Raw genomic sequence first — 25,837 nt, forward strand, 5'->3', positions numbered from 1 at the left:
CCGACAAGCGAAAGAAGACCCCATGACCACCACCGTCTCCGCCCCGGCCATCCCGCGCCGCGGCATCGGCCGTTCCGGCCTCGAGGCCTCCGTGCTCTCGCTCGGCTCCTGGCACACCTACGACCGGATGCACTTCGAGGATGCCGTCGAGCTGGTCGCCACCGCCGCCGCCCGCGGCATCAACCTCTTCGACGTCGGCGTCTACGCCTTCCCCGGCGGCCCGCCCGCCTTCACCGACGTGCTGTTCTCGGCCATCGTCCGGGCGGCCGGGATCGCCCGCTCCGACTACCTGCTCTCCGAGAAGCTCTGGCTGGAGGGCTTCGGGCCCGACGGCTTCCGGCCCCAGTTGGAGCGGGCGCTGTTCCGCGTCGGCACCGACTACTCCGACCTCGTGATCCTCGGCGACCTCCGCCGCGACGACCTCGAGCTGCGCGACCTCGTGCTCGACCTCGCCGAGCTGCAGCGTTCCGGCAGCATCCGGGCCTGGGGCGTGAACAACTGGTCGGCCGGCAACATCCAGGCGCTCATCGACATTGCCGCGGCCGAGGGGGTGCCCGGCCCGCAGATCGCGCAGCTGAAATACAGCATGTCCCGCCGCTCGATCCCCGACGGGGCACCATTCGCCCGGCTCTGGGAGCAGGGCATCACGATGCAGGCCTCCGACGTGATGGAGGGCGGCATCCTCGCCGGCAAGGTGAACCCCGGCCGCGAGGTCGGCCGCGACCCCGGCGACATCCGGGCCGCCATCATCGCCTCGGTGCCCGGTGTGATCGCCCTCGCCGAGGAGCTGGAGGCGACGCCCGCCCAACTCGCGGTCGCGTTCACACTCACCCACCCAGCGAACACGACGACGCTGTTCGGCGCGACCCGACTTGCGCAGCTCGAGCAGAACATCGGGGCGATCCAGCTGGTCGAGCGCGTCGGCGCCGCCGAGCTCCGAGCCCGGGTCGCCCCGTTCTGGGCCGACAACGGCATCGTCGACCCCGAGGGCCCGTGAGCGCCGTGACGACGCCGGGCGGCGTCATCCCCGTTCCGTTCGACCCCGAGCTCGCCCCCGTGCTCGAGTACATGGCGGCCTCGCCGCAGCCGCCGCTCTCCTGGGAGACGCTGCCGGCGACCCGGCCGGGGCTGGCCACGATGTTCCCCGGCCCGGTCGAGGCCATCGGCGGCCGCGCCGTCGACACCGAGGAGCGCCTCATCGCCGGCCCGGCCGGCGCTCCCGACATCGAAGTCACCATCTTCCGTCCGCGCGGGCACACGGCGGCGGATGCCGCGCTGCCCGCGCTCGTCAACATCCACGGCGGCGGCATGATCATCGGCCACCGGCACTGGGAGTCCGAGCGCGTCATCCAGCTGGTGCTCGAGCTCGGCGTGATCGCCGTGAACGTCGAGTACCGCCTCGCTCCCGAGCACCCCTTCCCGGCCGGCGTGGAGGACTGCTACGCCGGGGTGCTCTGGACAGCGGAGCACGCCGCCGAGATCGGCGCGGACCCGGAGCGCATCGTGGTGATGGGCGGCAGCGCCGGCGGCGGCTTCTCCGCGGCCGTCGCCCTGCTCGCCCGCGACCGCGGCGGTCCGGCCCTGGCCGGGCAGCTGCTGCTCTGCCCGATGCTGGACAACACGAACACGACCGTGGCCAGCCACCAGTACGACGGCATCGGCACCTGGATGCGCGACGCCAACCTGCTGGCCTGGCGCTGTGTGCTCGGCGAGGAGCTGGCCCTCAGCACCGCGGCCTCACCGTACGCCGCGCCCAGCCGGGCCACCGACCTCAGCGGCCTGCCGCCGGCGTTCATCGAGGCGGGCGCCGCCGAGATGTTCCGCGATGAGGACGTCGACTACGCGACCCGCATCTGGGCGACCGGCGGCAACGCCGAGCTGCACATCTGGGCGGGCGGCTTCCACGGTTTCGACATGTACGCGCCGGAGTCGGAGCTGGCCCGGGCGGCGCTGGACGCCCGGCACTCCTGGCTGCGCCGCATCCTGCAGCTCGGAGGTGAGCGATGAGCGCGCACCCGGTTCCCTACGACCCGGAGCTCGTCGCCGGCCTGGCCGGCTTCCTCGAGCTGGTCGAGCGCATCCCGCTGCGCGCGGACACGGTCCTCGCCAACCGGGAGCACTTCACCACGATCATCCCGCCGATGGCCGCGCAGGTCGGTGAGCTGGCGGTCGACTGGGAGAACCGGGTCATCCCCGGCCCGGCCGGCGCCCCCGACGTCGAGGTCACCGTCGTGCGGCCGCGGCGCGCACCCGGCGCCGCCCCGGCCGAAGCCGCCCCCGGCGTGCTCGGCATCCACGGCGGCGGCCTCGTGCTCGGCACGCGCTTCTTCGGCACCGGCGAGCTCATCGACCTCGCGCTGCGCCACGGCGTCGTCGGCGTTGCGGTCGAGTACCGGCTCGCCCCCGAGCACCCGGGAACAGCCGCCGCGGAGGACTGCTACGCCGCCCTCGAATGGTTCGCGGGCCATGCCGCCGAGCTCGGCGTCGACCCCGAGCGGATCATCGTCTCCGGCGCCAGCGCCGGCGGCGGCCTGTCGGCGGCCGTCGCGCTAATGGCCCGCGACCGCGGCGGCCCCGCTCTGGCCGGGCAGCTGTTGAACTGCCCGATGCTCGACGACCGCAACGAGACCGTGTCGAGCCGGCAGTACGACGGCCTCGGCGCCTGGGACCGCAACAGCAACGACACCGCCTGGAGCGCGGTGCTCGGAGAGCTGCGCCACAGCGACGCCGTCTCGCCCTATGCGGCACCCGCGCGGGCCACCGATCTCGGCGGGCTCCCGCCCGCCTACATCGAGGTCGGCGCCGCCGAGGTGTTCCGCGATGAGGACGTCGACTACGCGCTGCGCATCTGGGCGGCGGGCGGCCAGGCCGAGCTGCACGTCTGGGCCGGCGCCTATCACGGCTTCTCCGGCTTCTCCCCCGACGCCATCGTGTCGCAGGCGGCGCTCGCCGCCCGCGACAGTTGGATCCGGCGCACGCTCGGCCTCTGAGCCGCGCGTGCGGCGGGTCGCCGCCCAACGGATGCCGCCGGCCGGCGGCATCCGCCACCTCCTCCGATTCGGAACCCCATGACCGCCACCGCCCCTGTCCGCACCATGAGCGTGCGTCGCAGCGTGCTCGTGCTCGGCGCCCTCGAAGCCTTCGGGCCGCTCTCGATGGACCTGTACATGCCGACCCTGCCCCAGCTGGCGGCGTCCCTCGACACCAGCGACACCCTCGCCCAGTCGACGATGTCGGTCTGCATGATCGGCCTCGGCCTCGGCCAGCTCCTCGCCGGCCCGCTCAGCGACCGCTTCGGGCGGCGCCGGCCGCTCCTCGTCGGGGTCGCCCTGTTCGCGCTGTTCTCGCTCGCCTGCGTGTTCGCGCCGACGATCGAGGTGCTGCTCGTCGCGCGGCTGCTGCAGGGGCTCGCCGGCTCGGCCGGCATCGTGCTGAGCCTGGCCATCGCGCGCGACATGTACAGCGGGGTCGAGCTCTCGCGCATGCTCTCGCTGCTCGCCCTGGTCGGCGCCTCAGCCCCGATCATCGCGCCGGTGATCGGCGGCCAGCTGGCGCTGTTCATGGACTGGCGCGGCATCTTCGGGGTGTTGGCCGGCATCGGCGTCGCCCTGTTCGTGCTTGCGTTCACCAGCTTGAAGGAGACGCTGCCGCACGGGGCACGGCACGGCGGCGGGTTCGGCACGACGATGCAGCATTTCGGCGCGCTCGCCCGCGACCGGCTGTTCGTCGTGATGCTCATCGTCTCGGCGGCCGGCGGGGTGGCGTTCTTCACCTATCTCTCCATGTCGAGCTTCGTGCTGCAGGGCGAGTTCGGGCTGACCCCGCAGCTGTTCAGCGTGTTCTTCGCCGTCAACGCCCTCGCTAACATGGGCGGCGCGCAGCTCAGCCGGCTCCTCGTGCGCCGGCTGGGCCCCGTGCGGATGTATCTGACCGGGCAGACCGCGACGGCACTCGCCGCCGTGGCGATGCTCATCGTCGTACTCTCCGGAGCCGGCGTCGTCGGCGTGCTCATCGTGCTGGCCGTCTTCCTGTTCAGCTCGGGCGTTGGCGGGCCCAACGGCACGACCCTGGCACTCGGCGGGCATGCCGAGCGGGCCGGAACGGCATCCGCCGTGCTCGGCACCGCCATGTTCGTCGTCGGGCCCATCGTCGCCCCGCTGGCCGCGCTCGGCGGCGCCACGGCGCTGGCCATGTCACTGACGGTGGCGATCTCCGCGGTCATCGCCACGACTCTCGCTCTGACGGTCGTGCGCCCGATGCTGCGGGGCGTCACCGTCGACCACTGACCGTCGCTCCTGGTCACCGTTGAGGAGGCGCCGCTCTCTTCGCGCAACGTCAACTGCTGTGCAGACGCGGTCAATCCCGCCGCGGGACGCCGACCTATCGTGGGTGCAGACCGGACTCATAGTGGAGGATCCATGCACAACTACGACACACTTCTCGCGGCGATCACGCCGCAGGCTGGCCCGGCGCGCGAGGTCCATGATCCCGCAACCGGCGCGCTGATCGGCACCGCCCCGGTGCAGGACGTCGCCGACCTCGAGTCGGCGATCGACCGCGCGGCGGCGGCGCAGCCCGCCTGGGCCGCGCTCGGCGACGAGGAGCGCAGCGCGCTCCTGCACCGGGCGGCCGATGCGATCGAGGCTGCGGCCGAGCCGCTCGCCGAGCTGCTCTCGCGTGAGCAGGGCAAGCCGCTCAACGGCCCGAATGCGCGCTTCGAGGTGTCCGCCTGCGCAGTCTGGCTGCGCACCGCCGCCGACACCCCGCTGCCCGTCGAGGTCATCGTCGACGACGGCGAGAACTACGCCGAGATGCACTACCGGCCGATCGGCGTCGTCGGCGCCATCGCGCCGTGGAACTGGCCGATGATGATCGCCATCTGGCAGATCGCGCCGTCGCTGCGGATGGGCAACACGGTCGTCGCGAAGCCGGCCGAGACCACGACGCTCTCGGGCCTGGCGCTCGTCGCCGTCATGAACCAGGTGCTGCCGGAGGGCGTGCTGAACATCGTGGCCGGCCCCGGCCGCACGGTCGGTGACGCCCTCACGAAGAGCCCCAAGGTCGGCAAGATCATGTTCACCGGCTCGACGGATGTCGGCAAGCGCATCATCGAGGCCAGCGCGAACAACGTGACGAGGCTGACCCTCGAGCTCGGCGGCAACGACGCCGGCATCGTGCTGCCCGACGTGGACGCCGCGGCCATCGCCGCCGACCTGTTCTGGGGCGCATTCATCAACACGGGCCAGACTTGCGCCGCGCTCAAGCGCCTGTACGTGCACGACGACGTCTACGACGAGGTGCTGGAGCACCTCGTCGCCTTCGCGAAGAGCATGCCGATGGGCGTCGGCCTCGACGAGGCAAACGTGCTCGGCCCGGTGCAGAACCGCGGCCAGTACGAGATCGTCGACCGGCTCGTCGAGTCCGCGAAGGCCTCCGGTGCGCGGGTCGTGCTCGGCGGCGACCCTGACCACGACGCGGTCGGCAACTTCTACCCGACGACGATCGTCGCCGACATCGACCCGCACAATGACCTCGTGCTGGAGGAGCAGTTCGGCCCGGCGCTGCCGGTGATCCGCTACACCGACCTGGACGCCGTGGTGGGCCTCGCCAACGAGCTCGAGTTCGGCCTCGGCGCCTCGGTCTGGTCGGCCGACCGGGACGCGGCGCGCCAGATCGCGGCCCGCCTGCAGGCCGGAACGGTGTGGATCAACTCGCACGGCGGGCTGCACCCCATGGTGCCGTTCGGCGGGGCGAAGCAGTCCGGCTACGGCCGCGAGTTCGGCGTGGAGGGCCTCAAGGCCGTCGCGGAGCCGCAGGTGGTCAGCGGCTAGTTGCTCCTCCCCCACAGGTTGAGAGCAGCGTAGCCTGAGGGCATCACACGAGAACCTCCGCCATCGATCGACTCGATCCGCGGAGGTTCTCGTGTCCCGGGCTCCTCATGCCAACGCCGGCCGGCCCACGTCGCCTGGTCCGCTCGTCATCGAAAACGTCCGGGCGAGGCCCCGGCCGCCCATCCATTACGCGAAAAGTGCGCCACCTGCAGAGCGGTGGCGCACTTTTCGCGTAATGGATGCATCGCGTGCAGGCGGCGGCCCGTCGCCCGCGCACGCGACGTCAATGGCCAGAGAACAGCGAGCCCGACACAAGCCGGGGCGCGTTCGCGCGTCCCGGCGACGAGGTGGGGCCGGCTGGATGGAGCGGCCCCGCCTCTGTCTCGGACGGCTGCCTACACGGCCGCGGATTCCTGTCGCAGCTCCAGCCAGGCCTGGCGCCGCTCGGCTTGGCCGGCCGGGTCGGCGATCGGGGACGCCGTCAGCAGGCGGCGGCTGTACGCGTGCTGCGGTTCCCGAGTGATCTGCTCGCCATCACCGGTCTCCACGAGGTTTCCCCGGTACATCACGGCGACCCGGTGGCAGACCCGGCGCACGACACCGAGGTCGTGTGAGACGAAGAGGTAGGACACCCCGGTGTCCCGCTGCAGCTCGATGAGCAGTTCCAGGATCGTCGCCTGGGTCGTCAGGTCGAGCGCGCTCACCGGCTCGTCGCAGATGATCAGCCGCGGGCGCCGCACGAGGGCACGCGCGATCGCGATGCGCTGCCGCTGCCCGCCGGAGAACTCGCTCGGGTACCGCTCGAGCACGTTCCGGGGCAGGCTCACCCGGTCGAGCATCTCGGCCACCAGGGATTTCGCCTCGCGCTTGCCGGTGCCCGCGGTGGCGAGCGGCTCGGCGAGGATGTCCCCGATGGTCATGAGCGGGTCGAGCGAGCCGTACGGGTCTTGGAAGACCACTTGGATGTCGGAGGCGAGTGCACGCCGCTCGCGCCCCTTCGCGTGGGTGATGTCGCGCCCGTCGAAGGAGATCCGACCGCCGGCGACCGGGACGAGGCCGAGAATGGCCTTGCCCAGGGTGGACTTGCCCGACCCCGACTCACCGACCAGTCCGACGCACTCCCCCGCACCGACGGCGAGGGACACCTCGTGCAGCACGCGCGCAGGCTTGCGCCGCGTGCCGTACTCGACGACGAGGTCGTTCACCTCTAGCAGGGGCTTGGTTGTCGCGCTCATGCGCGCACCTCCTTCAGTTCGGCCTCGGTGGCGGCATCCGCCGCGCTGCGGGCTGCGTGGTCTGCAGCGGCGTGCCCGGCAGCGGATGACGCGGCGGCTGCGTGCAGCCGGTCGAGCTCCGACCGGCTCTCTGCTCCGTCCAGCGACGCGGCGATGAGTTCGCGGGTGTACTCGCTCCGCGGCGCGGAGAAGATCTGGGCGGCTTCGCCGATCTCCTCGATCGAGCCGCCCCGCATCACGACGACGCGGTCGCAGATGTCGGCGACGACGCCGAAGTTGTGGGTGACGATGATGAGCGCCATGCGGTACTCCCGCTGCAGCTCGCGCAGCAGTTCGAGAACCTCCGCCTGCACCGTCACGTCGAGCGCGGTCGTCGGCTCGTCGGCGACGAGCACAGACGGTTTGCCCGAGATCGCGCCGGCGATGAGCACTCGCTGGGCCATGCCGCCGGAGAGCTCGTGCGGGTAGGAGCGCATCACCGCGGCCGGATTGGCGATGCCGACGCGCTCAAGCATGGCGAGGGCACGAGCCTTCGCCTCGGTGCGGCTCATCCGGTGCACGCTGCGCAGCGGCTCGGTGAGCTGGTGGCCGATCGTGAATGAGGGGTCGAGGTTCGTCATCGGCTCCTGTGGCACGTAGCCGATCTCGTGGCCGAGCAGGCGCGCACGCTCCGTGCGGCCCAGCGCGGTGACGTTCTGGCCGCCGATCCAGATCGCATCGGCCGTGTAGGAGCCCGACTTCGGCAGGAGGTCGAGCAACGAGAACACGGTCTGGGATTTTCCGGAGCCGGACTCGCCGACGATGCCGAGCACCTCGCCGGGCGCGACGTCGAGGGTGATGCCGTGCACGACCTCGACCGGGCCCCCGGCGGTGGCGTAGGTCACGCGCAGGTTCTCCAGCTGCACCGCCGATTCGACGGCCACGTGCGAGATGGAGCCGGTGGTCGTGGATGTCGCATTCGCCGGCCGCGTCGCGGTCTCGGCCGAGCGCGACCGGCGCCGGCTGCGCGAGAGCACCGGCGTCTTGACGCTGATCACGTCGGCCAGCGTGGAGCCGAGCACGGCGAGCGCGGCGATCGTGATGCCGAGGGCGAGGGAGGGCCAGAGCAGCAGCAGCGGGTCGGTGCGCATCACGCGGAAGCCCTCGTTCATCATCGCGCCCCACCCGGGGGTGGTGCCGCCGCCGATGCCGAGGAACTGGAGCCCGGCCTGCATTCCCATCGCCATGCCGGCGGTCAGCGCCGACTGGATGATGATGGGCGCGTAGACCTGCCGAATGATGTGCCGCCCCATGATGCGGGTGTTGGAGAGACCGGACACCCTGGCCGCGTCGACGTAGGCCTCGTTGCGCACCGAGAGCACGGTGGAGCGGGTGAGCCGGAAGTAGCCGGGCGCCATGAAGACGCCAATCGTGACCATGAGGATGTTGAAGCTGTTGCCGGAGTTCGCGGCGACGATGAGCAGGATGATCATGCCGGGCACGGACTGCAGCGCGTCGCTGACCCAGGTGCTGATGCGGTCGGTGGCGCCGCCGAGGTAGCCGGCGGCGAGGCCGGCGGGCACGCCGAGACCGACGGCGACGACGATCGCCAGCATGGCGCCCCAGAGCGTGATCTGCGTGCCCCAGATGAGGCGGCTGAGCACGTCGCGCCCGGTGGTGTCGCCGCCGAGGGGGTGCTCGGGGCTCGGCAGCGCGCGGCTGAGCGAGAGGTCGACGAAGTTGGGGTCGTGCGGCGCGAGCCACTGCGCAAACACCGCGACGAGAACCACGAGCACGAGCACCCCGAAGGAGATCGCGCCGGCTGGGCGCCGCAGGAGGCGGAGGAAGGCCGAGCCGCGGCGCACGCCGCGGGTGTCGATGTTGTCGGTGAGCGGAGAGGTCATTTCACACGCGCCTTCGGATTGACCCACCCGAGCAGGATGTCGAGCAGGAAGTTGATGATGACGACGAAGATCACGGTGATCACGGTGATGCCGAGCAGCATCGGGATGTCGCCGTTCTGCGACGAGGACTGGGTCAGCGGCCCGATGCCGGGCAGGGCGAAGATCTGCTCGACGATGATCGCGCCGGAGAGCAGGCCCACGAACATGAGCGCGAGGATCGTGAGCGACGCCGGCGCGGAGTTGCGCAGCAGGTGCACCACGATCCGCCAGGGTGGCAGGCCGCGGCTGCGCAGCGTGCGCATGTAGTCCTGGCTGTCGGCCTGGATGATCGCGTTCCGCAGCTGCTCGGCGATCATCACGATCGCGCCGAGCGCGAGGGCGATGGCCGGCAGGGTGATCGACTGCAGCCATCCGGGGATGGACTCGCCCGGCTGGACGTAGCCGACGGCGGGGAACCATTTGAGCTGCACGGCGAAGGTCATCACGAGCACGAGGGCGACCCAGAATCCCGGGAGCGCGAAGAGGATGACGGCGCCGGCCTTGACGACCTTGTCGATCCAGGTGTTGGGGCGGAGGCCGGCGAGCACGCCGAGGGTGCCGCCGAGGATCGCGGAGAGCAGGATCGACACCGTGACCACGGAGAGGGTGACGGGCAGCTTCAACGCGATCTGCTTGCCGACCGGTTGGAAGTTCTTCCAGGAGGTGCCGAAGTCGCCTTGGAGCAGGTTCGTCAGCCACTCGAAGTACTGCACGAGCAGGGGGCGGTCTGTCCCGATCTTCTGGGCGAGGGCTGCCTGCGCCTCGGGGGTGGCCGCGCTGCCGAGCAGGCCGAGGGTGGGGTCTGGGATCGCGGCGTAGGCGAGGAGGAAGGTGGCGGTCGCTACGGCAAACAGCAGGATCGCGCCAGAGACGAGCCGCTTGAGCGTGAAGGTGAGCATCGGATCTCCTGGATCGATTCGGGGTGGAGATGGGTGGGGTGGGGCCGCGCTTGCGCGGCCCCACCCCGTTGTCGCTATCCCGTGAACTCGATCTGTCGGAGGGTCGGGAACATCATCCCGATGACCGGGGTCACCGTGAACTCGGAGGTGGAGATGTAGGTGTTGGTCGACTGGCTCCACACCGAGAAGAAGGCCTGCTCGGTGACCATCGTGTTGAGCTTCTCGATCTCGGCCGTCTGCGCGTCGCCGGGCTCCGCCGAGAACACGGTGTCGACCTGCGCCTGGATCTCCGGGAAGGACTCGAGGCCGGGGTTCGGGTTGTACCACTGCGGCTTCGCGATCTGACGCTCGACGGTGGCGACCGGGTTGCCGTCCATCGCGATGACGGCGACGAACATCGGGTACTCGGGGGCGACCGACATGTACTGCATGAAGTCGGTCTCCTTGAACGTGACGCCGATGCCGAGCTCGCCGAAGTTCTGCTCGATGATGGCCTGCCACGGCTGGAACGGCGGGGCCATCGGCATCGTGATGTCGAAGCCGTCGGCGTAGCCGGCCTCGGCCAGCAGCGCCTTCGCCTTGTCCATGCTCGGCTTGTACGTGCCGTTCAGCGACTCGACGTAGCCGGGGGTGCCCGCGGGGAACACCTGGTTGGTCGCGACGCCGACACCCTGGCCGATCGTGTCGACCATCTCCTGGCCGTTGAACGCGTAGTTCAGGGCCTGGCGCACGCGCACGTCGCCGAGCGGCTTGCCCATCTCGGTGGCGCCGACGCGGTCGCTGAACTGCAGGCCGACCCACATCGACAGGCCGGAGCTCACGTTCCAGTCGTACTGGGGCGCCATGTCCATGCCGGTCTTGTCGCCGTAGATGAGGTTGAACTGGCCGCCCTCCATGCCGTTGAGCATGGCGGTGCCGTCAGAGAGCGGCGTGACCGTCAGCGGGTCGAAGGGGAACTGCTCTGCGGCCCAGTGGTCGGCGACCTTGTCGAAGTGGTACTCCGCACCCGCGACCGAGGAGTCGGACAGCGTGTACGGGCCGGATCCGACGGGCGTCTCGGCCAGCGAGCCGGCGTCGATCGCCTCGGGGGCCATCATGTAGCTGCGGCCGAGACCCATGAAGTAGAGGATCGTGTCGTCGCGCTGCGTGAGGTGGATCGCGATGGTGTCTGCGTCGACCGCCTCGAAGCTCTCCACCTTCTGGAAGGCCTCCTGCGAGCGCACGCCCGCCTTGAGGTAGTCGAGGCTCTTCACGGCGACCGCGGAGTCGAACGCCTCGCCGTTGGAGAACGTCGTGTCGGTGCGGAGGTTCATCGTGATGGTCTTGAAGTCCTCTGACACCTCCCAGTCCGTCGCCAGGGCGGGCTGGGGCTGGCCGTCGCCGTCGATGGTGAGCAGCGGGTCGTAGATGGCCGACAAGTAGGGGCCGTCGAAGCCGATGTCGGCGAGCGCCGGGTCCCACGAAGTGACATCGAGGAAATTGCCGATGCTGAGTTTGGTGGTGGTGGCATCGTCGCCACCGGATTCAGGGTTGGTGCTCGTGCCGCCGCTGCAGGCGGTGAGTACGAGGGCGCTGGCGGTGAGTACCGCAGCGATCGTTGCCTTCTTCATCTCTGTCTTCTCTCGGTTACCGGGGCAGGGGTGTAACAAGGGGAGAGATCGATACCGTGCACAGCTCGACCCACATGTGCGCCGTCGCGCAGCGACCCGGCGGAGTGCAGAGCTTGTCGCCTCGGGATGCGAGGTGGCTTCGTCGACACTCCACTGTGCCGTGCGGGTAATTCTACAGTTGTTGACAAGAAAGACAACTCCGACTTTCTCCGCCCTTCCGGCGGTGAATTTCCGCGACTTTCCCCACCGGCGCGCGGCATCGTATACGATCACTGAGTAGTCATCGACAAGGCAGTCACTGATAAAGGAATGGTGCCCCAGTGTTGGAACCCGCTCAGATCACCGCGATCGCCGACGAGCTCTTCGAGGCCGATCGCACACGCAGCATCGTTCCGCTGCTCACCGCCCGCAATCCCGACATGACCGTCGAGGACGCCTATGCGGTGCAGAGCCTGTGGGCAGCGCGCAAGATCGAGTCCGGCCGGCGCCTCGTCGGCCGCAAGATCGGCCTCACCTCCAAGGTGATGCAGGTCGCCACGGGCATCACCGAGCCCGACTACGGGGTGATCTTCGACGACATGGTCTACGAGAACGGCTCGAGCATTCCGTTCGACAACTTCTCGAACGTGCGCATCGAGATCGAGCTCGCCTTCGTGCTCGCCCGCCCGCTGAGCGGCCCGAACTGCACCATCTTCGACGTGCTCTCGGCCACCGACTACGTGATCCCGGCGTTGGAGATCCTCAACTCGCACATCGAGATGTCCGGCCGCACCATCGTCGACACCATCTCAGACAACGCGGCCATGGGCGCCATGGTGATCGGCGGCAACCCGGTGAAGCCGGATGCCGTTGACCTCCGCTGGGTCGGCGCACTGCTCTACCGCAACCAGACCATCGAGGAATCCGGCGTGGCAGCGGCCGTGCTGAACCACCCCGCCAGCGGGGTGGCCTGGCTCGCCAACAAGCTCTCCCAGCACGGCTCGAGCCTCGCGGCCGGCGACATCGTGCTGGCCGGCTCGTTCACCCGCCCGATGTGGGTGGAGCGCGGCGACACCATCCACGCCGACTACGGACAGCTGGGGGCGATCACGTGTCGCTTCGAGTAGAGAGGCACAGCGAGGGGTATCGCGCCCCGGGCACCGAGCCCACGCTCGCGGACGTGCTCGGATCGGCCGACCGGCCGCAGATCGGCCTCTGGGTGTGCTCCGGCAGCCCGCTCGTCGCCGAGATCTGTGCCGGCAGCGGCGTCGACTGGCTGCTCATCGACGCCGAGCACAGCCCGAACGGGCTGGAGTCCGTGCTCGCCCAGCTGCAGGCCGTTGCCCCGTACCCGGTGGCGCCCCTCGTGCGCGCCCCGATCGGCGACACCGTCATCATCAAGCAGCTGCTCGACCTCGGCGCGAAGAACCTGCTCGTGCCCATGGTCAACACGGCCGAGGAGGCCACGGAGCTGGTGCGCGCCATGCGCTACCCCCCGCTCGGCGTGCGCGGCGTCGGCGCCGCCCTCGCCCGCTCGGCCCGCTGGAACCGGATCGACGGCTACCTGGCCCAGGCGCACGAGCTCGTCTCGCTGTTCGTGCAGATCGAGACGGCATCCGCTGTCGAGAACGTGGCCGCCATCGCCGCCATCGACGGCGTGGATGGCATCTTCGTCGGGCCCTCCGACCTGGCCGCCTCGATGGGCGTGCTGGGCCAGCAGGAGCACCCGGACGTCGTTGCGGCGGTCGAGCGCTGCATCCGCGTCGCGGCCGATCTCGGCAAGCCGGTCGGCGTCAACGCCTTCGCCCCGGCCACCGCCGACCGTTATCTCGCCGCCGGCGCGAACTTCGTCTCGGTCGGCGCGGATGTCGCACTGCTCGCCCGCTCCTCGGAGGCCCTGGCCGCCCGCTACATCCCGGCCGACGGGCAATCCGACGGGGGGCGCGCCAGCTACTAGGTCGCCCTCGCGGCGCGCGCCGCTTCCTGGGTAGACTGATCTACCTAATGACAGACAACGGTGTGGTCTCCGGGCGCGGCCCGGCCGGCGAGCGGGTTCTCGTTGCGGCTTCGCGACTCTTCTACGAGCGCGGCATCACCGCGACGGGCATCGACACGATCACGGCCGCGGCCGGGGTCGCGAAGATGAGCCTGTACAACAACTTCTCCTCGAAGGAGGACCTCGTGCTGGCCTACATCCAGGCCCGCCACGAGGAATGGCTCGAGCTGTACCGGCTGCGTGCCGAGAGCGCGAGAACGCCGGTCGAGCAGGTGCTGGCCGTCTTCGACGCCTACATCGACCATGCCCGCTTCGAGTACGAACGCGGTTTCCGCGGTTGCGGGCTCCTGAACGCGGCGGCGGAGCTGCCTGTCGGCGCGCCCGGTCGCGCCGAGGTCCGCCGGCACAAGGAACAGGTCGAGGCGATCCTCGCGGACCAGCTCGCGCCGCTGGCTCGCGCTTCCGAGGTGCCGACGCTGGCCGAGCACCTGTCGTTCCTGCTGGAGGGATCGATGATCCGGGCCGGGCTGGAGGGCGGAGTCGGCCGCCTCGAGCACGCCCGAGCGCTCGCATCCCGACTTCTCGGCACGCCGTGAGCGGGTCGCGCCGGGTCGGGATCGCGGCCATCACGGGCGCCTCGCTGCTCTGGGGAACGACCGGGACCGCGGCCACGTTCGCCCCGGGCGCTGGGCCGCTCGCCATCGGTGCGGCCGCCCTGGGCATCGGCGGGCTACTGCAGGCGGTGATCGCCGTGCCCGCGCTGCGCGCCGCGGCCCCCGCCCTGCGCGCGAACCGGAGGGCGGTGGTCGTCGGCTCGCTGGCCGTGGCGATCTATCCGCTCGCCTTCTACAGCTCCATGCACCTCTCCGGCGTGGCCATCGGCTCCGTGGTGTCGCTCGCCTCGGCGCCGCTGGCCTCCGGTTTGCTGGAGCGCTTCGTGGATCGACGGCGGCTGAGCCGGTGGTGGATGCTCGCCGCCACGCTCGGCATCCTGGGCAGCCTGCTGCTCTGCCTGTCGAAACTCGACGGCCCCGCCGCGTCGGCGGGCGGGACGGTGGCCGGAATCGGCCTCGGGCTCGTCGCCGGAGCGAGCTACGCGGTGTATTCCTGGGCCGCCCACGGGCTGATGTCCCGCGGGGTGGGTCGGTCGGCATCGATGGGAGCGGTCTTCGGCGGCGGCGGGATCCTGCTGTTGCCCGTGCTCGTCGCCACCGGCGCCCCGCTCATCGCATCGCCGCAGGCGTTCGCGGTCGCCGGCTATATGGCGCTGATCCCGATGTTCCTCGGCTACGTCCTCTTCGGCCTGGGGCTGGCCCGGGTGTCTGCGAGCACGGCGACGACGGTGACGCTCACAGAGCCGGCCGTCGCGACCGTGCTCGCGGTGCTCATCGTCGGCGAGCAGCTGACGAGCGTGGGCTGGGCCGGCCTGGCGGTCATCGCGGGCGTCCTCGTCATCCTCGCCGCGGCACCCGCCACGAGCGCCAGGGCGCGGGGCGGCGCCGGCGGGCTGGAGCCGGCATCCGGTGCCCTGTCGGCCCCCGGCATGTTCTAGACTGGTCGCGTCAGACGGCCCGGCCGTCGTGTTCTCAAAAGGGACACTGAGCGAAGATGCGCAACGCGGTGCATTCCTCGTGAGACATATACGGACTTCGAAAACCCGCAATATGACTCAAGGAACATCATGACCGCTCTGTCGACCGCCGACGCCGTTTCCTCTTCGAGCCCGGCCGCCGCGCCCACGCCCGCCCCCACCGTTTCCGCGCGCATCGCCCAGGCCCTCGCCCCGCACGCCACCGAGGTGTTCGGCGTGATGGGCAATGGCAACGCCTACTTCATCGACGCGCTCGGCCGCGCCGGGCTGCGCTTCACCGCCGTGCGGCACGAGACGGCCAGTGTGGCCGCCGCCGACGCCCACTATCGCGCCAGCGGCCGCATCGCCATCGCCACCACGACCTACGGCGCCGGCTTCACCAACGCGGCCACCTCGCTGGCCGAGGCCGCGCAGGCCCGCATCCCGCTCGTGCTCGTCGTCGGCGACGCCCCCGGCACGGGCCCCCGCCCCTGGGACATCGACCAGGCCGGCTTCGCCGCCGCACTCGGCGCGGAGACGATCGTCGTCACCGCGGCGAATGCCGCCGAGCAGACCACCCGCGCCCTCGAGCGCGCCATCGCCGGCCGCGCGCCCGTCGTGCTCGCCATCCCCTACGACCTCTCCTCGAAGCCGGCCACCGACACGGCGGCGCTCCGCCCCCTCGCCCTGCCGGCGCCGCTGCGCGCCGACACGCTCGACACCAACGCCGCCGCCGCAGCCCTGGCCGCCGCGCAGCGCCCGTTCATCTTGGCCGGCCGCGGTGCCTGGCTCGCCGGCGCCGGCGAGGACCTCAGCCGCCTCGCCGATCTGACCGGCGCCGTGACGGCGAGCACCGCCCTCGGCCGCGGCCTCTTCGCCCGCGCCGAGTACGACCTCGGCGTCACCGGCGGCTTCGGCCAGGAGGAGGCGATGCGCCTCGTCGGCACCGCCGACGTCGTGCTCGTCGTCGGCGCCGGGCTCAACCAGTTCACGATGCAGTTCGGCGCCCTGATCACGCCGGGCACCACCGTCATCCGCATCGACGACGAGGAGCGCGCCCACCCCATCGTCACCCAGTTCGTGCGCGGCGACGCGAAGCTGAGCGTCGAGGCCATCGCGACGCGCATCGCGTGGCTGGGCGCCGAGCCCTCCGGGTGGCGCGAATCGGTCGCCGGGCTCGCCGACGGCAGCCTGCGCGCTCGACCGGCCGGCCAGGTCGAGCTGCCGGATGGGCTGCTCGACCCACGCCAGGTGGCCACCCGCCTGGCCGGTCTGCTGCCGGAGGACCGCGTCGTCGTCTCCGACGGCGGCCACTTCATCGGCTGGGCGAACATGTACTGGCCGGTCGCCAGCCCGAACCGAATGCTGATGGTCGGCACCGCGTTCCAGACCATCGGCCTCGGCTTCCCGAGCGCGGTCGGCGCCGCCCGCGCGCTGCCGGACTCCACCCTCGTCGTCACGACCGGCGACGGCGGCGGCCTGATGGCCCTCGCCGACCTCGACTCCGTGATCCGCACGGCAGACCGTGCCATCATCGTCGTCTGGAACGACGCCGTCTACGGCGCCGAGGTGCACCTCTACGGCCGGCTCGGCCTCGGCCAGGAGGCCATGCGCATCGAGCAGGCAGACTTCGCCGCTCTCGGGCGCGCACTCGGGGCGCGCGGCAGCGTCATCCGCTCGCTCGGCGACCTCGCCGAGTTCGAGCAGTGGCTCGCGGAGGACGGCAGGGGCACGTTCGTGCTGGACTGCCGGGTCTCCAGCAGCATCGTGGCGCCGTATCAAGAAGAGGTCTACGCGTTCAACACCCGCGCGCGTTGAGCGCCCGCGCGGCTGAGCGCTCCCGCAGCGCTCAGCCGCCCAGCCGGATGGCCACGATTCCCGTCACCGCGATCACGGTCGCCGCCAACCGCCAGGTGCTGAATCGCTCACGAAACACGACGTAGCCGATCACGCCTGCGGCGAGCACACCGGTTTCACGCAGGGCGGAGACGACCGCGAGCGGCGCCATCGACTGAGCCCAGACCACGATCGTGTACGCGACGAGGGAGAGCACGCCGCCGACGGCGCCCAGCGGCGCGTGCCGGCGCATGCCGCGGAGCATCTCGGAGCGATCCCGCGCGAGCAGGAAGCAGACCAGCGGGAGCGTCACCCCCTGCAGCAGGAACAACCACGCCGCATAGCCGAGCGGGTCTCCCGCGATCCGCACCCCCATGCCGTCGATCACCGAGTAGGCGGTGATTGTGACGCCGACGGCGACGGCCATCAGCGTTCCCGCGGTGGCGGTGCGCCCCCTCGGCGACCACGACAACGCGAACAGCGACACGGCCACAACCGCGACACCGCCGAACTGCGCCGCCGTCATCTGCTCGCCGAGCAGCGTCGTGGAGATCAGCGTCACGCCGAGCACGGCGATTCCGCGGGTCAGCGGGTAGGTCTTGCCGAACTCCGACTTCGCATATGCCGCCGTCAGCAGCACCAGGTAGAGCGTCTGCACGGCCGCGGAGACGAGGATGTACGGCCAGGCGGCCGCGGGCGGGAACGGCAGGAGCACACAGCCGACCGCCCCGACGACGAGGTAGACCAGGCCGATCAGGGCCGACGAGACGAGGCGGGCCGGGATCGCCTTGGCGATCGCGTTCCAGCTGCCGTGCAGCACCGCTGCGCCGAGCACGGCGAGGAGGACGCCCCCGCTCACAAGGCGCGCACCGGGACCCCCGCCGAGAGGCCGAAGCTGGCTGAGCTGGTCATCGTCATGCACTCCCTCGCGAATGTTTGCGTTATCAAGGCAGTGTACGCGCAGTTCATGTTTACGCAAACAAAGCGGCGGCCGAGGAGGCGCGGGCACCCCACTGAGGTCGGGCTTGTATTCGCCGCCAGATCGTATATCATTTGGAATAGCAAATGAAGACGAGGATGTCCATGAACGCAGATCTCAGCACCCAGGCGGCCGACGCCACCCCCGCCCACACCGCAGAACCCGGCACGCCGGGCGCTCCCGGCAAGATCATCGCGGTGCACCTGAACTACCCGTCGCGCGCCGCCCAGCGCGGCCGCACGCCGGCCAAGCCCTCCTACTTCCTCAAGCCGTCGAGCTCGGTCGCCGCCACCGGCGGCACCCTCGAGCGTCCGGCCGGCGCCGAGCTGCTCGCCTTCGAGGGCGAGGTCGCCCTCATCATCGGCCGGCCGACCCGCCGGGTCTCCCCCGCCGAGGGCTGGGCCGCCGTCTCCGGCGTCACCGCCGCCAACGACTTCGGCATCTACGACCTGCGCACCGCAGACAAGGGCTCGAACCTCCGCTCCAAGGGCGGCGACGGCTTCACGCCGCTCGGCCCGCGCGTCATCCCCGCCGCCGGGCTCGACCCGGCCGCCCTGCGGGTGCGCACCTGGGTCAACGGCGAGCTGGTGCAGAACGACACCACCGCAGACCTGCTCTTCCCGTTCGGCCAGCTCGTCGCCGACCTCTCGCAGCTGCTCACCCTCGAGCCCGGCGACGTGATCCTCACCGGCACCCCGGCCGGCTCCTCCGTCGTGCTGCCCGGCGACGTCGTCGAGGTCGAGGTCGACGCCCCGGACGCCGCGGGCGCCCCGAGCAGCGGCCGCCTCGTCACGACGATCACCGCCGGCACCGAGCCGTTCGGCGACTTCGGCAGCAAGCCGGCCGTCGACGACCTGCAGCGCATCGAGGCCTGGGGCAGCGAGGACGAGCACGCCGCCGCGGTGGCCGCCGGCCGCGCCAGCGCGCTCGAGGGCGCGCAGGCCGCGCAGCCGGCATCCGTGCTCACCGAGGAGATCAAGGAGCAGATCGCGGGCGTCGCGGTCGCCACCCTCTCTGTGGCACTGCGGAAGCGCGGCTACCACGACATCTTCATCGACGGCGTCTTCTCCAACCACCCCGGCGCCCGCATGATCGGCACCGCCAAGACGCTGCGCTTCATCCCGTTCCGGCCCGACCTCTTCGCCAGCCACGCCGGCGGCTTCAACGCCCAGAAGGTGGCGTTCGACACGGTCAACCCGGGCGAGGTGCTCGTGGTCGAGGCCCGCGGCCAGCGCGGCACCGGGACCGTCGGCGATGTGCTCGCTCTCCGCGCCCAGGTGCGCGGCGCGGCCGGCATCGTCACCGATGGCGGCGTGCGCGACTTCGACGCCGTCGCCCAGTTCGACATCCCCGTGTTCTCGCAGGGCGCCCACCCCAGCGTGCTCGGCCGCAAGCACGTGCCCTGGGAGGTGGACGCGACCATCGCCTGCGGCGGCGCGGCCGTGCAGCCCGGCGACATCATCGTCGGCGACGGCGACGGCGTGATCGTGATCCCGCCGCAGCTGCTGGCCGAGGTCGTCGCGGAGGCCGCCGAGCAGGAGCGCCAGGACGCCTACGTGGCCGAGCAGGTCGCGGCCGGCGAATCGGTGGACGGCCTGTTCCCGATGAATGCGGCCTGGAAGGCCCGCTACAGCGAATGGCTGGCCCAGCAGTGAACGCCCCCGACCCCACGCTGAGCAAGGCGCAGCGCTCCTACCGCTACATCCGCGAGCGCATCAACGACGGCCGCTACGTGCCCGGATTCCGGCTGGTGCTCGGCCAGATCGCCAAGGAGCTCGACGTCAGCGTCGTGCCGGTGCGCGAGGCCATCCGCCTGCTCGAGGCCGAGGGCCTCGTCACCTTCGAGCGCAACATCGGCGCGCAGGTGGCGATGATCAAGGAGACTGAGTACCTGCACACCATGCAGACGCTCAGCATCGTCGAGGGCGCGGCCACCGCGATGTCGGCGCCGCACATCACCGCCGACCACATCGCGCGCGCCAGGGCGATCAACCAGCGCATGATCGACTGCCTCGGCGACTTCGACCCGCACAGCTTCACCGCGCTCAACCTCGAGTTCCACTCCGTCCTGTTCGAGGAGTGCCCCAACCCGCACATCCTCGACCTGGTGCACCGCGGCTGGAACCGGATGAACGTGCTGCGCGACTCCAGCTTCAGCTTCGTCCCCGGACGCGCCCGCGCCTCGGTCGAGGAGCACGAGGAGCTGCTGCGCCTCCTCGAGGCGGATGCCCCGGCGCTCGAGATCGAGTTGGCTGCACGCGCGCACCGCACCCGCACCCTCGACGCCATGCTCGCTTACCAAGCCGAGCACAAACGCGCAGCCCCGGTCGGGGAGCTCGACGCGCCGGTCGCCTAGCCGCGGCATCCGCCCCCGCCAGCGGGGGCACCCCAGACAGCATCGCCAGCCCAGCCCGCACCGTGGCCAGACCACGGCCTCAGCAATGGAGTTATGAGAACCATGAGTCACTACATCCCCGAGAACCTGCCCAGCAAGATCCAGCACTTCATCGACGGCCAGTTCGTCGACTCGATCGGCGGCGAGACGTTCGACGTGCTCGACCCCGTGTCGAACGAGAGCTACGTGCAGGCCGCGGCCGGCCAGAAGGCCGACATCGACCTCGCCGTCGCCGCAGCCCAGCGGGCGTTCAAGACCGGCCCGTGGCCGCGCATGCTGCCGCGCCAGCGATCCCGCGTGCTGCACAAGATCGCCGACCTCATCGAGGCCCGCGACCAGCGCCTCGCCGAGCTGGAGACCTTTGACACCGGTCTGCCGATCACGCAGGCGCTCGGCCAGGCCAACCGCGCCGCCGAGAACTTCCGCTTCTTCGCCGACCTGATCGTGGCCCAGCGCGACGACACCTACAAGGTGCCCGGCCGCCAGGTGAACTACGTCAACCGCAAGCCGATCGGCGTCGCCGGCCTGATCACCCCGTGGAACACCCCGTTCATGCTGGAGTCGTGGAAGCTCGCCCCCGCGCTGGCCACCGGCAACACCGTCGTGCTCAAGCCGGCCGAGTTCACCCCGCTCTCCGCCTCGCTCTGGGCCGAGATCTTCCGCGAGGCCGGCGTGCCCGACGGCGTCTTCAACCTGGTCAACGGCCTCGGCGAGGAGGCGGGCGACGCGCTCGTCAAGCACCCCGACGTGCCGCTCATCTCGTTCACCGGTGAGAGCCGCACCGGCCAGATCATCTTCGGCAACGCAGCCCCGTTCCTCAAGGGCCTCTCGATGGAGCTCGGCGGCAAGTCCCCGGCCGTCGTGTTCGCGGATGCCGACATCGACGCCGCCCTCGACGCGACCGTGTTCGGCGTCTTCTCGCTGAACGGCGAGCGCTGCACCGCCGGCAGCCGCATCCTGGTCGAGCGCCCGATCTACGACGACTTCGTCGCCCGGTACGCCGAGCGCGCGAAGAACATCGTCGTCGGCGACCCGCACGACCCGAAGACCGAGGTCGGCGCGCTGGTGCACCCCGAGCACTACGACAAGGTGATGAGCTACGTCGAGATCGGCAAGACGGAGGCCCGCCTCGTCGCTGGCGGCGGCCGCCCGGAGGGCCTGGAGACGGGCAACTACGTATCCCCCACGGTGTTCGCCGACGTCGCCCCGGACGCCCGCATCTTCCAGGAGGAGATCTTCGGGCCGGTCGTGGCGATCACCCCGTTCGACACCGATGAGGAAGCCCTCGAGCTGGCGAACAACACCCGCTACGGCCTCGCCGCCTACATCTGGACGAACAACCTCAAGCGCGCCCACAACTTCTCGCAGTCGGTCGAGGCCGGCATGGTCTGGCTCAACTCGAACAATGTGCGCGACCTGCGCACCCCGTTCGGCGGCGTCAAGGCCTCCGGCCTCGGCCACGAGGGCGGCTACCGCTCGATCGACTTCTACACCGACCAGCAGGCCGTGCACATCACGCTCAACGAGGCGCACTCCCCCCGCTTCGGCACCGCGAAGTAACCCTTTTCACAATTTCGGCCCGAGTCCCCACTCAAGGAAGAGAACGCACCACAATGACTGAACCAATCGTCACCACCGACAGCCCGATCGCCGTGCCGGCCAACCGCATCGCGACGCCCACGTCGCCCGCACCCGACATCCTGCGCTGTGCCTACATGGAGCTCATCGTCACGGACCTGGCCGCCTCGCGCGAGTTCTACGTCGATGTGCTCGGTCTGGTCGTCACCGAGGAGGACGACGAGGTCGTCTACCTGCGCAGCTTCGAGGAGTTCATCCACCACAACCTCGTGCTGCGCAAGGGCGATGTCGCCGCTGTGGCCGCGTTCAGCTACCGGGTGCGGAGCCCGCAGGAGCTCGACGCCGCCGTCGCCTTCTACACCGAGCTCGGATGCCGCGTCGAGCGCAACCCGAACGGCTACAACAAGGGCATCGGCGACTCGGTGCGCGTCGAGGACCCGCTCGGCTTCCCGTACGAGTTCTTCTACGACGTCGAGCACGTCGAGCGCCTCGCCTGGGCCTACCACCTGCAGACCCCCGGCTGCCTGGTGCGCCTGGACCACTTCAACCAGGTCACCCCGGACGTCCCCCGCGCCGTCGCCTACATGGAAGACCTCGGCTTCCGCGTGACCGAGGACATCCAGGACGAGGAGGGCACCACCTACGCCGCCTGGATGCGCCGCAAGCCCACCGTGCACGACACCGCCATGACCGGCGGCGACGGCCCGCGCATGCACCACGTCGCATTCGCCACGCACGAGAAGCACAACATCATCGCGATCTGCGACAAGCTCGGCGCCCTGCGCAAGTCCGACTCGATCGAGCGCGGCCCGGGCCGCCACGGCGTCTCGAACGCGTTCTACCTGTACCTGCGCGACCCCGACGGCCACCGCGTCGAGATCTACACGCAGGACTACTACACGGGCGACCCGGACAACCCCGTCGTCACCTGGGACGTGCACGACAACCAGCGCCGCGACTGGTGGGGCAACCCCGTTGTGCCCAGCTGGTACACGGACGCCTCGCTCGTGCTCGACCTCGACGGCCAGGTGCAGCCGCTGGTCGCGCGCACCGACTCCTCCGAGATGGAGGTGACCGTCGGCGCCGACGGCTTCTCGTACACCCGCGAGGGCGACAACGAGAAGGGCTTCAAGCTCGGCAACACGCTCTAAACCGCAACACCCGCGTCAGGCCCGGCCGTTCTCGGCCGGGCCTGACGTCGTTCGGGGCGCTGTCGCAGCCGGCATCCGCCCGCTCGTTGAGCCGCTCGAAACCCCGCTGGTCGAGTAGCGAGGAACGAGCGTGGCGAGACCCCGCACGAGACACAGCGCCCCACGAAAACCCGGTTCTCAACACGGCCCCGACGGGCCCACTCAACCGGCGGGATCTGCACGGCGGTGTTGGCTTCGGTCGCTGGCGCTCCCTCGAGCCAACGTGGTTAGGCACGGCGGTGTTGGCTTCGGTCGCTGGCGCTCCCTCGAGCCAACGTCGGTAGGCACGGCGGTGTTGGCTTCGGTCGCTGGCGCTCCCTCGAGCCAACGTGGTTGGGCACGCAGGTGTTGGCTTCGGTCGCTGGCGCTCCCTCGAGCCAACGTGGGGAGGCACGCAAGCTCGATGGGGCCGCGCCGCGACGAAGGAGCAGCGCAGCCCCCGAAGCCCCCGCGCCGACCCGAAACGGTCGCACCGCTCCCGCCCGTTGCGCCCGCCGAAACCCCGCTGGTCGAGTAGCGAGGAACGAGCGTATCGAGACCCCGCACGAGACACAGCGCTCCGCACGAACCTGGTTCTCAATACGCCCCTGGATGGCCTCCTCGACCGGCGGGATCTGCACGCCGGTGTCGACTTCGGTCGCTGGCGCTCCCTCGAGCCAACGTGGCGATGCGCGCCGGCGGCTACGGGGCGGAGTCGACGATCTCGGCCCCGGCGTGGCCGAGCTCCGCCAGCGCGGCCACGGAACTCGCGGCGGCCACCCCGGCTACGAGGTCCTGCAGCACGCGCACGTGCTGGCCGTGCTCGAGCGCGTCCAGCGCGCTGGCGCGCACGCAGTAGTCGGTGGCGATGCCGACGATGTCGATCTCGGTCACGCCGCGCTCGGTGAGCAGCTGGGAGACGGTCTCCCCGTTCTCGCCGGTGCCCTCGAAGATCGAGTAGGCGGGCTTGCCCTGGCCCTTGCGGATGTGGAAGGTGACGGCCGTCGTGTCGAACGCCGGGTGGTACTCGGCGCCGATCGTGCCGGCCACGCAGTGCACCGGCCAGCTGTCGACGAAGTCCGGGGCGGCATCCGTGGCGAAGTGCCCGCCGTTGTCGTTGGCCTCGTCGTGCCAATCGCGGGAGGCGAAGATCGCGCCGTAGTCGCCCGCGTGTGCGGCGAGCAGGGCGCTGATGCCGGCTGCGACGTCCGCGCCGCCGACCACCCCGAGCGCACCGCCCTCGGTGAAGTCGTTCTGCACGTCAACGATGAAAAGTGCCCGAGTCATGCCCCCATTATCCCCGCCGAACGGGTGAATCGGCCGGGACTACAGGTTGGAGAGCGTGTTTCCGCAGCTGTAGAAGCCGGCGGTGAGCGCGTCGATCGCCGTCTTGGCGCTGTCGCCGACGTCGTCCAGCGCGTAGATGGCGAACGTGAGCGGGGTGCCGTCGGCGGCGTGGATGACGCCGGAGAGCGTGTACCCGGTGTCGATCCAGCCGGTCTTGGCAAACACGGATCCGTCGGCGATCGCGCTGTCCCCGCCGAACCGGTCGCTGTAGGAGAGCGAGCCGCTCTGCCCGGCGACGGGCAGGCCGTCGAAGATCACGCCGAGGTTGCCCTCGCGGGCGTTGATCTTCATGAACAGCTGGGTGAGGTAGCTCGGCGGGATGGCGTTGTCGTCGCTCAGCCCGGAGCCGTCGACGGCCACGATGCCGGTGGTGTCGATGCCGTAGCCGGCGAGGCCGGCGAGCGTTCCGGCCTGGATCGCCTCGAAGCTGTTGCCTGCGCCGGACTCCACGGCAACCAGGCGTGCGAGCATCTCGGCGATCGCGTTGTCCGAGACGATCAGCGTCTGCTGGATCAACGTCGAGACCGGCTGCGACTGCACGGAGCCGAGCACGGCCGCGCCGGCCGGGGCGGTGCCGCGCTCGACGCTGACGCCGCCGAGCTCATCGGCGAAGGCCTCGCCGGCGCGCCCGATCGGGTCCTCGCTGCGGCTGGAGGTGTTGCTGTAGGCGTTGTCACGGTCGCCGTCGACCTGCAGCGCGGTGATCGGGGGCATGTAGCCGTCCCAGAGTTCCTTGCTGTCCCAGCTGGGCTGCCACTCGGCTCCGCCGAACAGCGAGGAGTCCAGCACCAGCTTCGTCAGCGGCGGGTTGGCCGGGTTGGCGTCCCAGGCGGCGCGCACCTGCGCGGCGAGCTCGTCGAGGTGTGCGGCGCCGGCGTAGGCGGACTCGTCACCGCTCGGGGTGCGGCTGAGCGTGATGTCGCCGCCGCCGACGAGCACGACGGAGCCGGGCTCTGCACCCGCGACGACGGTGGTCGTCGCCCGGTAGTCGGGGCCGAGGACGTCGAGCGCCGCGGCCGAGGTGAGCACCTTCATGACGCTGGCTGCGCGGGAGGCGGTGTCGCCACCGCGGTCGTAGAGCACCTCGCCGGTGGCGGCGTTGCGCACCTGGGCCTGAAAGCTGCCGAGACGGGGGTCGCTGGCGAGATCGGCCACCGAGCACAGGCGCACGATGCTCGCGGCCGGTTCCGCGGCCGGCGCCGGCCGGCTCGTTTGCGTGGGGGTGGGCGTCGGGGTGTTGCTCGGGGTCGCCAGTGCGACGGATGCCGTCGCCGGGGCGCCGAACGCGCTGCCGGCCGCGACGGCGATGCCGCCGAACAGCACGAGCGCCAGCGCGCCGGCCGTGATCAGTGTGGCGCGCGGGTGCTTGCGCAGGGTGCCGAGGAAGCCGCCGCGCTCGCGCGTGGCACCGCTGCCCTGGGCGGGAGACGGTGCAGGGCGGGGCTGGTCGGAATCTGGCATCCCGCTATTTTAGGCCGCCAGCCTGAGCGC

The 25,837-nt window shown here is 70.7% G+C and carries 21 protein-coding genes; 14 read left to right on the top strand and 7 right to left on the bottom strand.

Going from position 1 to position 25,837, the window contains the following annotated elements:
- Positions 1–22: 22 nt before the first annotated feature.
- The 5 genes from BLT62_RS15890 (at position 23) to BLT62_RS15910 (ending at position 5,831) form a co-directional block, all read left to right on the top strand.
- Positions 23–997: an aldo/keto reductase gene (locus BLT62_RS15890; RefSeq protein ID WP_083364937.1), complete on the top strand. Its 975-nt coding sequence runs from the start codon at positions 23–25 to the stop codon at positions 995–997.
- A complete protein-coding gene (locus BLT62_RS15895; RefSeq protein ID WP_231919257.1) occupies positions 994–2,007 on the top strand; it encodes an alpha/beta hydrolase in 1,014 nt (337 codons plus the stop codon). Before BLT62_RS15890 ends, BLT62_RS15895 begins: the two co-directional genes overlap by 4 nt.
- Positions 2,004–2,990 carry an alpha/beta hydrolase gene (locus tag BLT62_RS15900; protein WP_083364938.1) on the top strand — a complete coding sequence of 329 codons (987 nt, stop codon included), beginning with the start codon at positions 2,004–2,006 and terminating at the stop codon, positions 2,988–2,990. Before BLT62_RS15895 ends, BLT62_RS15900 begins: the two co-directional genes overlap by 4 nt.
- 78 nt (positions 2,991–3,068) lie before the next feature.
- Positions 3,069–4,286, top strand: a complete 1,218-nt coding sequence (locus BLT62_RS15905) for a multidrug effflux MFS transporter (protein WP_231919258.1) — start codon at positions 3,069–3,071, stop codon at positions 4,284–4,286.
- Between the two features lie 132 nt (positions 4,287–4,418).
- Positions 4,419–5,831 (top strand): aldehyde dehydrogenase family protein, encoded by a 1,413-nt coding sequence (locus BLT62_RS15910; RefSeq protein WP_083364939.1) that lies wholly within the window; start codon positions 4,419–4,421, stop codon positions 5,829–5,831.
- Positions 5,832–6,226: 395 nt separating this feature from the next.
- Here BLT62_RS15910 and BLT62_RS15915 read toward each other — a convergent pair whose 3' ends face one another.
- From BLT62_RS15915 to BLT62_RS15930, 4 genes are all read right to left on the bottom strand, one after another.
- The gene (locus BLT62_RS15915; RefSeq protein WP_083364940.1) at positions 6,227–7,066 is read right to left on the bottom strand and encodes an ABC transporter ATP-binding protein; all 840 of its coding nucleotides are present in this window, start codon (positions 7,064–7,066) and stop codon (positions 6,227–6,229) included.
- A complete protein-coding gene (locus tag BLT62_RS15920; RefSeq protein WP_083364941.1) occupies positions 7,063–8,949 on the bottom strand; it encodes a dipeptide/oligopeptide/nickel ABC transporter permease/ATP-binding protein in 1,887 nt (628 codons plus the stop codon). The genes BLT62_RS15915 and BLT62_RS15920 overlap by 4 nt, the downstream gene beginning before the upstream one ends.
- A complete protein-coding gene (locus BLT62_RS15925; RefSeq protein WP_083364942.1) occupies positions 8,946–9,887 on the bottom strand; it encodes an ABC transporter permease in 942 nt (313 codons plus the stop codon). The genes BLT62_RS15920 and BLT62_RS15925 overlap by 4 nt, the downstream gene beginning before the upstream one ends.
- A 74-nt stretch (positions 9,888–9,961) precedes the next feature.
- Entirely contained in the window at positions 9,962–11,497 is a 1,536-nt protein-coding gene (locus tag BLT62_RS15930) for an ABC transporter substrate-binding protein (RefSeq protein ID WP_083364943.1), read from the bottom strand.
- 320 nt (positions 11,498–11,817) lie between these two features.
- Between BLT62_RS15930 and hpaH the strand changes: the two genes are divergently transcribed.
- The 5 genes from hpaH to BLT62_RS15955 all read left to right on the top strand — a co-directional run bounded on the left by hpaH (position 11,818) and on the right by BLT62_RS15955 (position 16,860).
- On the top strand, positions 11,818–12,603 hold the full coding sequence (gene hpaH / locus BLT62_RS15935; RefSeq protein WP_083364944.1) for a 2-oxo-hept-4-ene-1,7-dioate hydratase: 786 nt from the start codon (positions 11,818–11,820) through the stop codon (positions 12,601–12,603).
- Complete coding sequence (locus BLT62_RS15940) at positions 12,588–13,433, top strand: HpcH/HpaI aldolase family protein (protein WP_083364945.1); 846 nt, start codon at positions 12,588–12,590, stop codon at positions 13,431–13,433. The genes hpaH and BLT62_RS15940 overlap by 16 nt, the downstream gene beginning before the upstream one ends.
- 47 nt (positions 13,434–13,480) lie before the next feature.
- Positions 13,481–14,068, top strand: coding sequence for a TetR/AcrR family transcriptional regulator (locus tag BLT62_RS15945; protein ID WP_083364946.1), 588 nt, complete (start codon positions 13,481–13,483; stop codon positions 14,066–14,068).
- Positions 14,065–15,024: a DMT family transporter gene (locus BLT62_RS15950; RefSeq protein WP_083364947.1), complete on the top strand. Its 960-nt coding sequence runs from the start codon at positions 14,065–14,067 to the stop codon at positions 15,022–15,024. The genes BLT62_RS15945 and BLT62_RS15950 overlap by 4 nt, the downstream gene beginning before the upstream one ends.
- Before the next feature lie 129 nt (positions 15,025–15,153).
- Positions 15,154–16,860, top strand: a complete 1,707-nt coding sequence (locus BLT62_RS15955) for a thiamine pyrophosphate-binding protein (RefSeq protein ID WP_083364948.1) — start codon at positions 15,154–15,156, stop codon at positions 16,858–16,860.
- Between the two features lie 31 nt (positions 16,861–16,891).
- Here BLT62_RS15955 and BLT62_RS15960 read toward each other — a convergent pair whose 3' ends face one another.
- Complete coding sequence (locus BLT62_RS15960; protein ID WP_231919259.1) at positions 16,892–17,737, bottom strand: DMT family transporter; 846 nt, start codon at positions 17,735–17,737, stop codon at positions 16,892–16,894.
- A 224-nt stretch (positions 17,738–17,961) separates the two neighbouring features.
- Between BLT62_RS15960 and BLT62_RS15965 the strand changes: the two genes are divergently transcribed.
- From BLT62_RS15965 to hpaD, 4 genes are all read left to right on the top strand, one after another.
- The gene (locus tag BLT62_RS15965) at positions 17,962–19,512 is read left to right on the top strand and encodes a fumarylacetoacetate hydrolase family protein (protein ID WP_083365531.1); all 1,551 of its coding nucleotides are present in this window, start codon (positions 17,962–17,964) and stop codon (positions 19,510–19,512) included.
- Positions 19,494–20,213, top strand: coding sequence for a GntR family transcriptional regulator (locus BLT62_RS15970; protein ID WP_083364949.1), 720 nt, complete (start codon positions 19,494–19,496; stop codon positions 20,211–20,213). The genes BLT62_RS15965 and BLT62_RS15970 overlap by 19 nt, the downstream gene beginning before the upstream one ends.
- 102 nt (positions 20,214–20,315) lie before the next feature.
- Positions 20,316–21,812, top strand: a complete 1,497-nt coding sequence (gene hpaE, locus BLT62_RS15975; RefSeq protein WP_083364950.1) for a 5-carboxymethyl-2-hydroxymuconate semialdehyde dehydrogenase — start codon at positions 20,316–20,318, stop codon at positions 21,810–21,812.
- 53 nt (positions 21,813–21,865) lie between these two features.
- Positions 21,866–22,981: a 3,4-dihydroxyphenylacetate 2,3-dioxygenase gene (gene hpaD / locus BLT62_RS15980; RefSeq protein ID WP_083364951.1), complete on the top strand. Its 1,116-nt coding sequence runs from the start codon at positions 21,866–21,868 to the stop codon at positions 22,979–22,981.
- A 720-nt stretch (positions 22,982–23,701) separates the two neighbouring features.
- Here the strand turns inward: hpaD and BLT62_RS15985 are convergent.
- Together BLT62_RS15985 and BLT62_RS15990 are read right to left on the bottom strand one after the other, a co-directional pair.
- Positions 23,702–24,286, bottom strand: coding sequence for an isochorismatase family protein (locus BLT62_RS15985; protein ID WP_083364952.1), 585 nt, complete (start codon positions 24,284–24,286; stop codon positions 23,702–23,704).
- A gap of 39 nt (positions 24,287–24,325) precedes the next feature.
- On the bottom strand, positions 24,326–25,807 hold the full coding sequence (locus BLT62_RS15990) for a D-alanyl-D-alanine carboxypeptidase/D-alanyl-D-alanine-endopeptidase (RefSeq protein ID WP_083364953.1): 1,482 nt from the start codon (positions 25,805–25,807) through the stop codon (positions 24,326–24,328).
- Positions 25,808–25,837 lie beyond the last annotated feature (30 nt).

Source organism: Microterricola viridarii (genome assembly GCF_900104895.1).
Lineage (GTDB): Bacteria > Actinomycetota > Actinomycetes > Actinomycetales > Microbacteriaceae > Microterricola > Microterricola viridarii.